The sequence below is a fragment of the Brachybacterium sp. GCM10030268 genome (assembly GCF_042666305.1).
GTDB lineage: Bacteria > Actinomycetota > Actinomycetes > Actinomycetales > Dermabacteraceae > Brachybacterium.
Map to the genome: position 1 here is coordinate 373,154 of NZ_JBHTCW010000002.1, position 13,819 is coordinate 386,972.

At 70.7% G+C, this 13,819-nt stretch carries 13 protein-coding genes and 2 tRNA genes; 6 read left to right on the forward strand and 9 right to left on the reverse strand.

Going from position 1 to position 13,819, the window contains the following annotated elements; all coding sequences use genetic code 11:
* Positions 1-93 precede the first annotated feature (93 nt).
* The 4 genes from ACFQRD_RS04685 (at position 94) to ACFQRD_RS04700 (ending at position 3,763) form a co-directional block, all read left to right on the forward strand.
* A complete protein-coding gene (locus ACFQRD_RS04685; RefSeq protein ID WP_377793973.1) occupies positions 94-1,053 on the forward strand; it encodes an ACP S-malonyltransferase in 960 nt (319 codons plus the stop codon).
* A gap of 1 nt (position 1,054) precedes the next feature.
* Positions 1,055-2,062: a beta-ketoacyl-ACP synthase III gene (locus ACFQRD_RS04690; RefSeq protein WP_377803524.1), complete on the forward strand. Its 1,008-nt coding sequence runs from the start codon at positions 1,055-1,057 to the stop codon at positions 2,060-2,062.
* 137 nt (positions 2,063-2,199) lie between these two features.
* On the forward strand, positions 2,200-2,448 hold the full coding sequence (locus tag ACFQRD_RS04695) for an acyl carrier protein (RefSeq protein WP_377016879.1): 249 nt from the start codon (positions 2,200-2,202) through the stop codon (positions 2,446-2,448).
* A gap of 73 nt (positions 2,449-2,521) precedes the next feature.
* On the forward strand, positions 2,522-3,763 hold the full coding sequence (locus tag ACFQRD_RS04700; protein WP_377803525.1) for a beta-ketoacyl-[acyl-carrier-protein] synthase family protein: 1,242 nt from the start codon (positions 2,522-2,524) through the stop codon (positions 3,761-3,763).
* A gap of 164 nt (positions 3,764-3,927) precedes the next feature.
* On the opposite strand, the gene ACFQRD_RS04705 is transcribed toward ACFQRD_RS04700, so the two are convergent.
* The 4 genes from ACFQRD_RS04705 to ACFQRD_RS04720 all read right to left on the reverse strand — a co-directional run bounded on the left by ACFQRD_RS04705 (position 3,928) and on the right by ACFQRD_RS04720 (position 5,698).
* Positions 3,928-4,419, reverse strand: coding sequence for a DUF3145 domain-containing protein (locus tag ACFQRD_RS04705; protein WP_377803526.1), 492 nt, complete (start codon positions 4,417-4,419; stop codon positions 3,928-3,930).
* Positions 4,420-4,515: 96 nt separating this feature from the next.
* Positions 4,516-5,004, reverse strand: coding sequence for a peptide deformylase (locus ACFQRD_RS04710; RefSeq protein WP_377016873.1), 489 nt, complete (start codon positions 5,002-5,004; stop codon positions 4,516-4,518).
* Positions 5,001-5,549 (reverse strand): OsmC family protein, encoded by a 549-nt coding sequence (locus ACFQRD_RS04715; RefSeq protein WP_377803527.1) that lies wholly within the window; start codon positions 5,547-5,549, stop codon positions 5,001-5,003. Before ACFQRD_RS04715 ends, ACFQRD_RS04710 begins: the two co-directional genes overlap by 4 nt.
* A 73-nt stretch (positions 5,550-5,622) precedes the next feature.
* Positions 5,623-5,698, reverse strand: a tRNA-Asn gene (locus ACFQRD_RS04720).
* Positions 5,699-5,928: 230 nt separating this feature from the next.
* On the opposite strand from ACFQRD_RS04720, the gene ACFQRD_RS04725 reads away from it, so the two are divergent.
* Together ACFQRD_RS04725 and ACFQRD_RS04730 are read left to right on the forward strand one after the other, a co-directional pair.
* Positions 5,929-6,002 (forward strand) — tRNA-Ile (locus ACFQRD_RS04725).
* Between the two features lie 95 nt (positions 6,003-6,097).
* The gene (locus tag ACFQRD_RS04730) at positions 6,098-6,898 is read left to right on the forward strand and encodes a CHAD domain-containing protein (protein ID WP_377803528.1); all 801 of its coding nucleotides are present in this window, start codon (positions 6,098-6,100) and stop codon (positions 6,896-6,898) included.
* 129 nt (positions 6,899-7,027) lie between these two features.
* On the opposite strand, the gene ACFQRD_RS04735 is transcribed toward ACFQRD_RS04730, so the two are convergent.
* The 5 genes from ACFQRD_RS04735 to dusB form a co-directional block, all read right to left on the reverse strand.
* Positions 7,028-7,738: a LuxR C-terminal-related transcriptional regulator gene (locus ACFQRD_RS04735; RefSeq protein ID WP_377803529.1), complete on the reverse strand. Its 711-nt coding sequence runs from the start codon at positions 7,736-7,738 to the stop codon at positions 7,028-7,030.
* Complete coding sequence (locus ACFQRD_RS04740) at positions 7,731-8,903, reverse strand: sensor histidine kinase (protein ID WP_377803530.1); 1,173 nt, start codon at positions 8,901-8,903, stop codon at positions 7,731-7,733. The genes ACFQRD_RS04735 and ACFQRD_RS04740 overlap by 8 nt, the downstream gene beginning before the upstream one ends.
* A gap of 302 nt (positions 8,904-9,205) precedes the next feature.
* Positions 9,206-11,182 carry a DNA primase gene (gene dnaG, locus ACFQRD_RS04745; RefSeq protein ID WP_377803531.1) on the reverse strand — a complete coding sequence of 659 codons (1,977 nt, stop codon included), beginning with the start codon at positions 11,180-11,182 and terminating at the stop codon, positions 9,206-9,208.
* A 4-nt stretch (positions 11,183-11,186) separates the two neighbouring features.
* Positions 11,187-12,485 carry a deoxyguanosinetriphosphate triphosphohydrolase gene (locus ACFQRD_RS04750; RefSeq protein ID WP_377793979.1) on the reverse strand — a complete coding sequence of 433 codons (1,299 nt, stop codon included), beginning with the start codon at positions 12,483-12,485 and terminating at the stop codon, positions 11,187-11,189.
* A 4-nt stretch (positions 12,486-12,489) separates the two neighbouring features.
* On the reverse strand, positions 12,490-13,740 hold the full coding sequence (gene dusB / locus ACFQRD_RS04755; protein ID WP_377803532.1) for a tRNA dihydrouridine synthase DusB: 1,251 nt from the start codon (positions 13,738-13,740) through the stop codon (positions 12,490-12,492).
* Positions 13,741-13,819 lie beyond the last annotated feature (79 nt).

Genomic DNA, 13,819 nt, shown 5'->3' on the forward strand with positions numbered 1-13,819 from the left:
CTCGTGCGCGATGGATGACCCGGCGTCCGCTTCCCCTCACGGCGCCGCACCCCCGAGCGCCGCTCCCCGCATCCCCCCGTCCTGGAGGTCCTCGTGCTCGCGATCGTCTGCCCCGGCCAAGGGGCCCAGAAGCCCGGATTCCTGAGCCCGTGGCGTGAGCTGCCCGGCGTCGAGGCGATGCTCGCCTCACTGTCCGAGGCCGCCGGCGTGGACCTCCTGCGTCACGGCACCGAGTCCGACGCCGACACCATCCGCGACACGGCCATCGCTCAGCCGCTGCTGGTCGCGGCGGGCATCATCGCCGGCACCCAGCTCGGTCCCCAGGACGACGGCCCCGATCTGCCGCCGGCCGACGTCATCGCGGGCCACAGCGTCGGCGAGCTGACCGCCGCCGCCCTGGCCCACGTCCTCAGCGATGAGGATGCGATGCGTCTGGTGGCCGTCCGCTCCCAGGCGATGGCGAAGGCCGCCGCCGCGGAGCCCACGGGGATGGCCGCAGTCGTCGGCGGGGCCCGCGACGAGGTCCTGGCCGCGATCGAGCGCCACGGACTGCACGCCGCGAACATCAACTCCGCCGCGCAGGTGGTCGCCGCCGGCTCGACCGACGCTCTCGCCGCCCTGGCCGAGGATGCGCCGTCGCGGGCGCGGGTGATCCCGCTCCCGGTTGCCGGCGCGTTCCATACGCCGTACATGGCCGGAGCCCGCGATGAACTCGCCGGCTTCGTTCCCACGCTTTCCGTCGCGGACCCGTCCTCGCCGCTGATCTCCAACGCCGGCGGCGAATCGGTCTCCACCGGGTCCCGCTACCTCGAGCTGATCGTCACCCAGGTCGCCTCCCCCGTCGACTGGGAGGCGTGCATGGGCGCGCTGCGCGAGCGCGGCGTGACGGGGATGGTCGAGCTCTCGCCGGCCGGCACCCTGACAGGCCTGGCCAAGCGCGACCTCAAGGGCGTCGCGACGGTCAACCTCAACACGCCCGACGATCTCGAGGCCGCCCGCGACCTGGTGCACGAGCACGCCGGTGTCGCCGCGTCCGAAGGCCAGGAGCACTGACATGGCAGCGCGAGTCTCCCTCCAGCACCGCCCCACCGTCCCGGGATCCCAGGTCCTTGCCTACGGTGCCGCCCGCGGCGATCTCGTCGTGCCTAACGATGACCTGGTCGGCCCGATCGACTCCTCGGACGAGTGGATCCGTCAGCGCACTGGGATCATCACCCGCACCCGAGCCAGCAAGGACGTCGGCGTCAAGGACCTGTCGCTGACCGCGGCGAAGGAGGCGATCGAGAGTTCCGGGATCGACCTCGAGACGCTGGATGCGATCATCGTCTCGACCATCTCCTTCCCGTATCCCACGCCGTCGCTGGCGACGCTGCTGGCGGGCGAGCTGGGCCGCCCCGATGTCATCGCCTACGACATCTCCGCGGCCTGCGCCGGGTTCGCGTACGGCATCGGCCAGGCCGACGCCCTGATCCGCACCGGAGCGGCACGCCACGTGCTGGTCATCGGCGCCGAGAAGCTCTCCGACTTCGTCTCCCCCACCGACCGTTCGATCTCCTTCCTGCTGGGCGACGGCGCCGGTGCGGCGATCGTCGGGCCCAGCGACGAGCCGAAGATCGGCCCCACCGTATGGGGCAGCGACGGGGACAGCTGGGACACGATCCGCATGACGGGCTCGATGATCGACTTCCGTGACGGGACGGGCGAATGGCCCACGCTCGAGCAGGACGGTCGAACCGTGTTCCGCTGGGCCGTGTGGCACACCGCCCAGAAGGTCCGCGAGATGCTCGACGCCTCCGGGCTGAGCGTCGAGGACGTCGACGTGTTCGTCCCCCACCAGGCCAACATGCGCATCGTCGACGAGCTCGCCAAGCAGCTGCAGCTGCGCGAGGACGTCGTCATCGGCCGGGACATCGCGGAGACCGGGAACACCTCGGCCGCCTCGATCCCTCTGGCCACCCACCGCCTGATCCAGGAGGGAGCCGTCCGCAGCGGCGACGTCCTGGTCCAGTTCGGCTTCGGGGCGGGCCTGGCCTACGCCGGCCAGGTGCTCGTCCTCCCCTGACCGCTGCGGACACATCGCGCCGGGGTGCTTGTCACCCGCGTCACGCCCGTGCCACTATCACGCCTCGGCTGCCGGATCCCCGGCCGCGACGCGGGTAGTCTTTGACCGCCAACATTCCATAGACCTAAGGAGAACCCATGGCACACACCGAGAACGAGATCCTCGAGGGCCTCGCCGAGATCGTCAACGAGGAGACGGGTGTCGCCACCGAGGACGTCAAGCTCGAGAAGTCCTTCACCGACGACCTCGACATCGACTCGATCTCGATGATGACCATCGTGGTCAACGCCGAGGAGAAGTTCGACGTGCGCATCCCCGACGAAGAGGTCAAGAACCTCGCCACCGTCGGCGACGCCGTCAAGTACATCGAGGGCGCGCAGTCCTGATCCCCGCTTGACGCCCGGGACGTTCCCGTCCCGGGCGTCGCCGCCTTCTCGCCCACCCGACCTGGAGGTCCGCATGTCCGCTTCCCGCTCCCGTGTCGCCGTCACCGGTCTCGGCACCGTCAACCCGCTCGGCGGTGACGTCGCCTCCACCTGGAACGCCGCGCTGGCCGGTACCTCCACCGCCCGTACGCTCGAGAACGACTGGAAGGAGCGCTACGGCCTGGCCGTGGACTTCGCCTGCCAGATCGCTATCGACCCGTTCGAGCACCTCGCCCGACCCGAGGCGAAGAAGCTGGACCCCTCGGGCCAGTACTCGATGATCGCCGCCCGCGAGGCCTGGGCCGATGCGGGAACGCCCGACGTCGATCCCACCCGGTTGGGCGTGGTCGTCGGCACCGGCATCGGCGGAGTCTGGACGATCCTGGACCAGTGGGACGTGGTGCGCGAGCGCGGCGCCCGCCGGGTCAACCCCTTCACCGTCCCGATGCTGATGGCGAACTCCTCCAGTGCGCACATCGAGATCGAGCTCGGGGCCCGCGCCGGCGCCCACACGCCGGTCTCGGCCTGCGCCTCCGGCGCCGAGGCGGTCGCCGGCGGGATGGACATGATCCGCTCGGGCCGCGCGGATGTCGTGGTCGTCGGCGGCACCGAGGCCTGCGTGCACCCCCTGCCGCTGGCCGGCTTCGCCAACATCCGCGCCCTCTCCCCCCGCGTCGACGATCCCGAGCACGCCTCCCGGCCCTACGACGTGGACCGTGACGGCTTCGTCCTCGGCGAGGGCGCAGCCATCCTCGTGCTCGAGAGCGAGGAGCACGCCGCCGCCCGCGGTGCCCGCGTGTACGCCTACGCCTCGGGACGCGGCATGGCCTCGGACGCGTACCACATCTCGGCCCCCTCGCTCGAGGGGCAGTCCCGCGCGGTGCGCGAGGCGGTCACCGACGGCGACGTCGCGCCGGCCGACGTGGTCCACGTCAACGCCCACGGCACCTCGACGCCGCTCGGCGACATCAGCGAGCTCAACGCCGTCTCCGATGCACTGGACGGGGTCACCGATCAGCTGGTGGTCACCTCGACCAAGTCGATGACCGGCCACCTGCTCGGCGGCGCGGGCGCGCTGGAATCCGTCTTCTCGGTGCTCGCCTCCCACCACCGCGTCTCCCCGCCCACGATCAACATCGAGAACCTCGATCCCGAGGTCTCGCTGAACGTGGCTCAGAACAAGCCGGTGGACCTCCCCGGTGGTGACATCGCCGTGCTCAACAATGCCTTCGGCTTCGGCGGGCACGACGTCGCCGTGCTCTTCACCAGCGCCTGAGCGCCGGGTCGCGCAGCGACCACAGGATTCTCACCGCGACCACGCAGGATCTCACCGCGACCACGCAGGATACAGAGAGCGCCGCATCTCCTGGCCAGATGCGGCGCTCTCGCGTCGGGCGCAGTGCCCGACCTGCCGGTGGCCCGACGAGGGCGAGGCGGGAATCAGCCCACGCGGTGCAGCCAGCGCATGGGCACGCCGTCGCCGGCGTGCCGGTAGATCTCGAGGTCCTCGTCCCAGGGCTCCCCGAGCGCGATGCCCAGCTCGCGGCGCAGCGCCGAGGGGTCATCCCCAGCACGCTCCATACACCCGCGCACGCGGTCCTCGGTGAGCACCGTGTTGCCGGCATGGTCGGTCGCGGCGTGGTGGATGCCGAGCTCCGGTGTGCAGCTCCAGCGCGCCCCGCCCGTGGACGCGGTCGCCTCCTGCGTCACCTCGAAGCGCACCTCGTGCATGCCGCGCAGTGCGCTGACGAGTCGCGCGCCGGTGTCCTCGCGGCCCCGCCATGTCATCTCGGCGCGCACCAGCCCGCGGCCGACATGCTGCTCATCCCAACGGATGCGCGAGGGCATGCCGAGAACTCCGCTGGCGGCCCATTCGATATGCGGCGCGAGGGCTCGCGGAGCGGAGTGCACATACAGAACGCCCTGAGTCATCTCGTTCCTTCCGGTTTCCGATGCGTCTTCCCCAACGAATCGGTACCGTCCGGACGGAAATGAGATGCCAGACCGGGTCTGTGTCCTGGCCTTACTTTAGAGGGTCTCTCTGATCTGGCGCAATGCCTTCTTCTTGACGGACCTCTCGAGCCCGTCGATGTAGAGCTCGCCATCGAGGTGTGCGACCTCGTGCTGGATCAGCCGGGCGACGATTCCTTCTCCGGCCAGCTCGATGTCATTGCCGTCGACGTCCGTGCCCACACACCGTGCATAGGCGCTGCGGGTGCGCGGGAAGAACAGACCGGGAATCGACAGGCAGCCCTCGTCGTCGTCCTGGGTCTCCTCGGAGAGCTCGACGATGGCCGGATTGAGAATGTGCCCGACGCCGTGGTCCTCGAGATTCCAGGAGAACGCGCGCAGGCTTACCCCGATCTGATTGGCCGCCACGCCGGCGCGGCCCTCGTCGTCGACGGTGTCCATGAGGTCCCGGGCAAGGTTGCGGGTGGCGTCGGTGACCGTCCTGATCGGGTCGCACGGGGTGCGCAGAACCGGGTCGCCGACGATGCGGATGGGCCGGATGGTCATCGCTCAACCTGCCCCGTCGCCTCGGCGTCCTCGCCCGTGGCAGGGAGGGAGCTCTCCGCGGATCCGTGCGCGGTCTCCGCCTCCGCGGCGGCCCCGGCTCCGCCGAGCACCTCGTGGGTGACCTCGACGCCGGGGACGATGGTGCGCTCGACCGTGCATCCGGCGGCGACGGCGCGCCCGAAGACCTTCGTGATCTCAGCGGTCTCGGCCTCGGTGAGCTGCTCCACGGGGAGCTGCACCTGCTCGGCGATCGAGTGGTACCGGTTGTCGGAGTCCTCCGAGAGACCGTGCGCCCACAGCCGCATGTCGAAGTCCTCGCCCAGACGGCGGGAGAGGTTGACGTCACTGCTCATACCGGCGCAGCCGATCACGGCGAGCTTCAGGAGCTCGCCGGGGCTGATCTCGCCCTCGCCCAGTCCGATCGGGATCTCGACGCCGCGCTGGTTGCGGCCGACGAGGGTGCGGTGGCCGGAGCGGTCGGCCCAGACGCTTCCCGGGCCGAAGTCCTCGGGGAGCTCGAAGCGATCATCGGGGACAGAGGACATCGTCCTGCTCCTTCACGAGAACCTGGTGAACGAAGAACAGCCCCGGAGTGACCCCGGGGCTGTTCTCCTCCTGTGGCTCCCGCAGTTGGACTTGAACCAACAACCCTTCGATTAACAGTCGAATGCTCTGCCGATTGAGCTATGCGGGATCGACCTGGAAGACTCTAGCAGGAGCAGCACCTGGGCGCACCTCCGAGCGGGCGTCCCGCCGGGCACTATGACGCATCTAACCACACCACCGTGGACCCGTGCCGGGGCGCGGCACGTCCTGGCTCCGGGTCGGCGCTCAACGGCCGTCGTACCGCGTGCACGCGTCACATCGCGCCAGGTCATGGGCTCGGCCCGTGGTAAGTTCGACGACGCCCTGCCCAGGGCGCACGGGCCAGTAGCTCAGCCGGTCAGAGCAGCGGACTCATAATCCGTCGGTCGCGGGTTCAAGCCCCGCCTGGCCTACCCCGACGCCGTCCGGCCGGTGCCGGTCGCAGAAAGACGTTCTCGTGGCCCGGCCGGATGAGCAACGATGCTCGAGGGGACGAAGGAGACGATCGGTGAGTGCTGAGGACCCCCTGGCCCGCTACGTCCGGGAGCATGCCCAGCGAGCTCTGAGCGGGCTCGAGTCGATCGCGCGGGACGCCGACGTGGAGTCGGTCCACCACACGCGAACCTCCCTGCGCCGGTTGCGGGCGACGGTACGCACCTTCGCCCGCTCCTTCCCGGAGCCCGGCGCCCTCGATGAGGATCTGCGGTTCGTCGCCCTGGCACTCGGACGGATCCGCGACGCCGATGTCCTCGCCAGCAGCCTGCTGCCCGAACTGGAGGCCCTTCCCGATGAGCTCGTGCTCGGCCCGGCGCGCCGCGACCTCGCCGAGGCGCTCTCAGCGCGTCGGCGAGAAGGACTCGACGCACTGTCGGCGGCCTGCGAGGACCCGCGATGGGGACTTGCGACGGAACAGCTGACCGCCTGGTGCAGCGACCCGCCGGCCCTGACGGGGCAGGACGTCGCCAAGACCCTCAAGAAGTCCCGGCGTCGAGTCCGTCGCCGCATCCGCAGCTCCGAGGGGCACCCCGTCGCACTGCACTCGGCGCGCAAGGCCGCCAAGCGGTGGCGGTACGCAGCCGAGCTGCTGGCCGACGCCGAGCCCGCGGCGGCCACGCACCTCGAGCGGGCCACCACGGTGCAGCAGGTGCTGGGAGACCTGCAGGACGCGGTCGTCGCGTGCGAGTTCCTGCGAGAGCACGCCGCGCTGGGTGCCCGCAGCGGCCACAACGCCTTCACCACCGGGCTGCTGTACGCCTCGGCGCGCGGACGGGTCGAGGATGCCACTGCCCGAGCGCTCGATCTCGTCTGAACGCGCCCGGACGCCGGTCCGCGGGGCGATGGCCGGCCCGGTGCCGGTCCGCCAGGAGCCGGTCCACCAGGAGCTGGGCCAGCCGTACCGCTCGACCGGGACGAGGCGCGATGGTGGACCGCGACGGGTCTACCGGTCGTCGAGGTAGCGCAGCACAGCTTGGACACGGCGGCTGGTCTGTTCGTCCCCGGCCAGCTCGAGCTTGTCGAAGATGGCGCTGATCGCCTTTTCCACCGTGCTCAGCGAGACGAACATGCGCTCGGCGATTCCGCGGTTCGAGAGACCCTCCGCCATCGCCTCGAGCACCTCGATCTCCCGCGGCGTCAGGCGGCTCACCGCCTTCTGCTGCTCCGGCGCGCGCAGCAGGGCACGGACCACGGCCGGGTCGATCACGGTGCCTCCGTCGGCGACCCGGTGGACGGCGTCGAGGAAGCTGTCGATCTCGGTGACGCGGTCCTTGAGCAGGTACCCGATGCCGGGGGTCTCGGTGCCCAGCAGCTCGCTGGCGTACTCGCGCGCCACGTACTGGGAGAGCATGAGCACCCCGACGTCCGGGTGGTCGCGCTTGATCCGCACCGCGGCCAGCAGCCCTTCGTTGGTGTGGGTGGGCGGCATGCGCACGTCGACGATCGCCAGGCGCGGATGATGCGCGGCGACCGCGCTCAGCAGGGCGTCTCCATCCCCCACGGAGGCGAGGACGTCGATGCCCTCGTCGACCAGCAGGCTGCGGACACCCTCACGAAGCAGCACCGCATCGTCGGCGAGGACCACGCTGAGCGGCGCGCGGGGACCCTCCCCGTCGGGCTGTTCAGGGATCGAAGGGATGTGGGGCTCAGTCACAGGGCATCTCCGCGGTGATGACGGTGGGGCCGCCGGGCGGGCTGTTCACGCTCACGCTACCGTCCAGCGCTGCGACCCGCCTGGCCAGGCCCTGCAGTCCGCCGCCTTCGGGATCGGCCCCGCCGGTGCCGTCGTCGTGGACCGCCAGCCGCAGGACGCGCCGGTCGGGCTCGCCCTCAGTGGCCACGGTGATCCGGATGCTGCGGGCACCGGCATGCTTGACCACGTTGGTCACCGCTTCCCGCGCCACGAAGTAGGCGGCCGATTCGACCGCCGGAGGCAGCTCGGCCTCGATCCTGTGGTCCACGTGGACCGGCACCGGGCTGGTCGCGGCGACACCGTCCAGGGCGGCGGCCAGTCCGTGCTCGTCGAGTGTGGTCGGGTAGATCCGCCAGGCCACCTGGCGGACCTCCTCGATCAGAGCCTGGGACTGGCCGTGAGCCTGCTCCAGCAGCTGGGCGGAACGGTGGGGATCCGTGGCGCGCCGGGCCCGGGCCAGCGTCACCGACAGCGAGACCACGTTCTGCTGGACCCCGTCGTGCAGATCGCGCTCGATACGGCGGCGTTCGTCGTCGATCGCCACGACCACGCCGCGGCGCGTGGTCAGCAGGCGGCTGATGCGGGTCTCCAGCGCATCCTGGCGCGTGATCGCGGTCCAGCGGCCCAGGAGCTTCGCCTGCAACCAGACCGCGAACTCGGCGTAGAGGGCCGTGGCCAGCAGGCTGGAGGTCCCGAAGATCACCAGCACCGGCAGCGCAGGACGACTGATGGTCCACACGGCGAACTCGAGCACCACGGGACCGGCCGCCAGCAGCTGGGTGAAACTGCCCAGGACGACCGCGGCGACCAGCAGCAGCAGATCGCACATCACGTACCCGAGCACCGCCGACAACGGCCCGTGCAGCAGCGCTCGGCGTCCGCCGAGGAAGGCACCGTCCCCTGCCCCGACCTGCAGTTGGTAGAAGCGGCGCAAGCGGTACAGCTCCCAGCGGCGCACCCGACGGAAGGGGGCCCGCAGGCGCATCAACTGCAGCGGGGCTGCGAGCACGAGCAGCGGTCCGATCAGGAGTCCGAGCACGGTTCCCACGACGTGACGCACCGCGCGCCGCGCGAGCCGCGTGTACTCGCGCGGGAGCTGGTACCTCGAGAGGTCGGGCAGTCGCATGGGGGCAGCTCCGGGTGGCTGCGAGGGATCGCCTCGGCAGCATAGGGCGTGGAACGGGGCACGCCGGTCTGCGCGCTCGGGGAACGCTACCAACGCGGCGACATCGGCCTCAGGGGGCAGGCCCTAGACCGGCTTCCGGTTTTCCGGACAGAACGTGGCTCCACGGCGCGACGGCGCAGCGACCCCGTGGCTCCATGGCTCCGTGATGGCTCCACGGCTAACGGTGGTCACGGCTCCGTCCGGTCACGGCTCCGTCCCTGCATGGCCCCGTACCCGGTGGCGTCAGCACCTCCACATGACGCTCACTCGACGCTCTGGCGCAGTGCGCGGCGCTTCTCCTGCACCTGCGCGAGGCGGCCCAGGATCTCCTGGTATCGCTCCCCGTCCGAGGGATCGGTGCGCTGGAGACGCTGCTTGAGCACCGAATACTCTCGGGTGATCGACAGCTCGCTGAGACGAGCCAGCAGCGAGTTGGCCAGTCGCTGGAGCCCCTCCTCGTCGCGGGCGGGCAGGTCGAGATTCGCGATTTCCACGATCAGCGGACGCACGGTCTCCCCCGCGATCTCGAGGACCTGTTCGAGGTAGCGGGCGGGGTGGAGAGTCCCCTCGGTCGCGTCCAGCAGTGTTCCGGCGGCCAGCATCACGTCCCACACGCTCTGCAGAGCCGGCACGTGGAAGGCGTCGTCCGGCAGGGCTGCCACCGTCTCGGTGTCCAGCAGGTGCGGGGTCTGCATCATCACCGCGAGGGACTGGGTCTCGACCTGTCCGACGGGGTCGCGGGGACCGACCGCGTCGGCGAGACGCGCGACGGGGACCGCGGGCTGCTCCCCCGCGCTCGCCGCCGGGGTGCCGGGGCGTTCCGTGCTCAGCGGCTCGTCAGCATGCCTGCCGGCGCGCTCTTCGCTGCGGGAGGCGTCATGGACGGCCCGCAGCACGGTGCGCTCATCCATGCCCAGCCATCCCGACAGGCGTCGGGCATATTCGGGGCGCATCGCCCGGTCGCGGATGCGCGCGACCACGGGGGCGGCCATCCGCAGCGCACTGACCTGGCCCTCGACCGTGTCGAGGTCGACCTGGGAGATCGCCGAGCGGATGGCGAACTCGAACATGGGCTTGCGGGCCTCGATCAGGTCCACGACCGCCTGGTCCCCTCGAGCGATGCGCAGCTCGCACGGGTCCATGCCCTCGGGCTCGACGGCGACGTAGGTCTGGGCGACGAACTTCTGGTCCTCATCGAAGGCGCGCAGCGCGGCCTTCTGTCCGGCGGCGTCGCCGTCGAAGGTGAAGACGACCTCCCCGGAGAGCCCACGGCCGTCGGCGTTCAGCTGCAGCCCCGAGGACGGGTTCGAATCCCCCATCACGCGCCGGACGATCTTGACGTGGTCTGCGCCGAACGCGGTGCCGCAGGAGGCCACGGCAGTGGTGACGCCGGCCAGGTGCGCGGCCATCACATCGGTGTACCCCTCGACCACCACCACGCGGCGCTGTCTCGAGATCTCCTTGCGCGCCAGGTCCAGGCCGTAGAGCACGTTGGATTTGTGGTAGATCGGGCTCTCGGGCGTATTGAGGTACTTCGGGCCCTTGTCCGATTCCAGCAGCCGGCGCGCCCCGAAGCCGATGGTGTTGCCGGTGATGTCGCGGATCGGCCACACCAGCCGCCCGCGGAACCTGTCGTAGACGCCCCGCTGACCCTGGGAGACGAGCCCGCTGGCCACCAGCTCCTGCTCGGTGAAGCCGCGACCGCGCAGGACGGAGGTCAGGGAGTCCCAGCCCTCCGGGGCGAAGCCGACGCCGAAGCGTTCGGCGGCCTCCCGGTCGAAGCCGCGTTCGGTCAGGAACCGGCGGCCCACCTCGGCGGCCGGACCGGCCAGCTGCTCGCAGTAGTACTCCTCGGCGATGGCGTGGGCATCCAGCAGGCGGCGACGGGTCCCGAAGTCGGGACGGTCACCGCGCCCGCCGCCCGAGCTCGACTCCTCGTAGCGCAGCTGGATCCCGTAGCGGCCCGCCAGGAGCTCGACGGCCTCGACGAAGCTGAGGTGATTGATCTTCTGGACGAAGGAGATGACATCGCCGCCCTCGCCGCACCCGAAGCAGTGCCATTGGCCCAGCTGCGGCCGGATGTTGAACGACGGGGTCTTCTCGTCGTGGAAGGGGCACAGGCCCTTCATCGAGCCGATTCCGGCAGTGCGCAGGGTGACGTGCTCGGCGACGACCTCGTCCAGGCGCGAGCGTTCGCGCACCAGGTTGATGTCGTCGCGATTGATCAGTCCCTGGGCCACCCGATCACAGCTCCGATCCGAGTCCGGGCAGCGGGGTGTCCGCTGCGGTGACATGCGTGAGCTCCCGGTCGAACAGCACCTCGTGCAGGCGCCGGGCCGTGACGTCCGTGTAGGAGGCGATCTGATCGACGACCACGCGTCGACGGGAGTCGTCGTCGCCGGCAGCCTCCCACAGCTCGGCGAACAGCGGGCTGAGATACACCGTGCCGGTGTTCCACAGCCGCGAGTACAGGTCGCGGATGATCTCCTCCTGCGCCTCGTAGACCGGCTGCTGGGTGGCCGAGGACATCACGTAGGCAGCGGCCAGCCCCTTGAGCACGGCGATCTCGAGGTGCGTCTGCTCGGGCACCACGGCTTCCCCGCTGTAGCGGGCGATGGGCTCCTCGCCGTGGGCGGTGCGGGTGGCGGTGACCACCGAGCGGGTGAACCGCCCGATGAGCTGGCTGGTCATGTTCTTCAGCGCGGCCGCCGAGCGCATCGTGCCCGTGAACGACGGCGTCCAGTACGGCTCGGCCTCGAGGCGCTGTAGGGCGGCGTCGAGCGCGTCGATGGATTCATCGGGCATGTACCAGTCCTGGACCACGTACAGGGCCGCGGAGCGCTCCATCGGCTCCTGCAGCTTCGCGAGGTCCAGGGTGAGTCCGGTGACGGCGTCCTCGATGTCGTGAACGCAATAGGCGATGTCGTCGGCCAGATCCATGACCTGCGCCTCGAAGCACTTGCGGCCCGGGACGGCGCCCCGGCGGGCCCATTCGTAGACGTCGAGGTCGTCGGCGTACGCCCCGAACTTGGGAGAGTCCGGGTCCGGTCCCTGTCCGCGGGCCCAGGGGTACTTGATCGCGGCGTCCACGCTCGCCCGGGTGAGATTGAGCCCGTAGGGACGCTCCTCCCCGATGACTTTCGGCTCCAGGCGGGTCAGCAGGCGCAGGGTCTGGGCGTTGCCCTCGAAGCCGCCGAAATCGGCGGCGAGGTCGGCCAGCACCTTCTCCCCGTTGTGGCCGAAGGGGGGATGGCCGAGGTCGTGGGAGAGGCAGGCGGCGTCGACCACGTCGGGGTCGCAGCCCAGCTCGAGACCGATGTCCCGGCCCACCTGCGCGACCTCGAGGGAATGCGTCAGGCGCGTGCGCACGAAGTCGTTGGCGCCGGCGCCGAGGACCTGCGTCTTCGCCCCGAGCCGCCGCAGCGCCGAGGAGTGCAGCACCCGGGCGCGGTCACGCTGGAACGGCGTGCGCGCCTGGGACTTGGCGGATTCGTTCACCCAGCGTTCGAGGTCGGCCTCGGTGTATCCCGCGGGCGTGGTCATCCCCTCAGCCCCCCGAGGTGTCGAGCTCGGCCTCGTGCAGCCGCTCGGCGTGGTCGGTGGTCATCGCGCGGGACTCCATCCACCCCTGGGGCACGACGGCGCGCTTGGGGCTGCCGGCCCGGCCGCGCGGGCCCTCGACGGCCTCTCCGGGGTAGGGGGAGTCCAGATCGAGCTCGGCGAGCTTCGCGTCGAGGTCGGCCAGCGACTCCATGGTGGCCAGGCGGTGGCGCATCTCGCCGCCGACGGGGTACCCCTTGAAGTACCAGGCCACGTGCTTGCGCAGGTCGCGCAGGGCGCGGCCTTCGTCCTCGAAGAACTCGACCAGCAGTTCCGCGTGCCGGCGCAGGATCCTCGCGATGTCCCCCATCGAGGGGCGGATGCGGTCGGGTCGGCCGGCGAAGGCCGCGGCGAGGTCGGCGAACAGCCAGGGCCGTCCCTGGCAGCCGCGGCCGACGACGACGCCGTCGCAGCCGGTCTGCTCCATCATCGTCAGTGCGTCCTCGGCGGACCAGATGTCGCCGTTGCCGAGCACCGGGATGTCGGTCACCAGCTCCTTGAGATCGGAGATCGCGTCCCAGCGGGCGGTCCCGGAATAATGCTGGACGACAGTGCGGCCGTGCAGGGCGATCGCGGCCGCCCCGACCTCCTGGGCGATGAGCCCGGCGTCGCGGTACGTGACGTGCTCGTCGTCGATGCCGATACGGGTCTTCACGGTCACGGGCACGTCGGGCCCGGCGGCCTCGACGGCGCCGCGGACGATCTGGGTGAACAGCTCCGTCTTCCACGGCAGCACGCCTCCCCCGCCGCGCCGGGTCACCTTGGGCACCGGGCAGCCGAAGTTGAGGTCGATGTGGTCGACGAGGTCGCGCTCGCGCAGCATCTCGACCGCCCGGCGGACCGTGGCGGGGTCCACGCCGTACAGCTGCACCGAGCGCGGCGTCTCCCGCTCGCCCATGGTCACCAGGCGCCACGACTCCGGGTGATCCTCCACCAGGGCGCGGGTGGTGACCATCTCCGAGACGTACAGTCCCCCGTCGTGCTCGCTGTGCAGGGCCCCGAACTCGCGGCACAGCAGGCGGAAGGCCATGTTGGTGATCCCGGCCATCGGTGCGAGCACCACCGGGGTGTCGATCGTGTGCGGTCCGATCGTCAGGGCGCGACGGGTCGGGCCATCGGCAGGCACGGCCGACGGCGTCGCAGCGGGCCCGGTCACGGCATGCCCGCTCCCGGAATGCAAAGCGTCGAGGGTGGTCATCGGACTGATTGTCCCACCTGGCCGTGCCGGCGGGGAGGGTGGACGGGGGTGATGTGCATCGAACCGGGCTGGGGAGGGA

Bases quoted from the DNA above. Each gene is read 5' to 3' on its own strand.
- ACFQRD_RS04710 (WP_377016873.1), bottom strand. From the start codon at position 5,004: ATGACCATCCGGCCCATCCGCATCGTCGGCGACCCGGTTCTGCGCACC.
- ACFQRD_RS04715 (WP_377803527.1), bottom strand. From the start codon at position 5,549: ATGTCCTCTGTCCCCGATGATCGCTTCGAGCTCCCCGAGGACTTCGGC.
- ACFQRD_RS04695 (WP_377016879.1), top strand. From the start codon at position 2,200: ATGGCACACACCGAGAACGAGATCCTCGAGGGCCTCGCCGAGATCGTC.
- ACFQRD_RS04705 (WP_377803526.1), bottom strand. From the start codon at position 4,419: ATGACTCAGGGCGTTCTGTATGTGCACTCCGCTCCGCGAGCCCTCGCG.
- ACFQRD_RS04740 (WP_377803530.1), bottom strand. From the start codon at position 8,903: ATGCGACTGCCCGACCTCTCGAGGTACCAGCTCCCGCGCGAGTACACG.
- ACFQRD_RS04750 (WP_377793979.1), bottom strand. From the start codon at position 12,485: ATGACCACGCCCGCGGGATACACCGAGGCCGACCTCGAACGCTGGGTG.
- ACFQRD_RS04690 (WP_377803524.1), top strand. From the start codon at position 1,055: ATGGCAGCGCGAGTCTCCCTCCAGCACCGCCCCACCGTCCCGGGATCC.
- ACFQRD_RS04700 (WP_377803525.1), top strand. From the start codon at position 2,522: ATGTCCGCTTCCCGCTCCCGTGTCGCCGTCACCGGTCTCGGCACCGTC.
- dusB (WP_377803532.1), bottom strand. From the start codon at position 13,740: ATGACCACCCTCGACGCTTTGCATTCCGGGAGCGGGCATGCCGTGACC.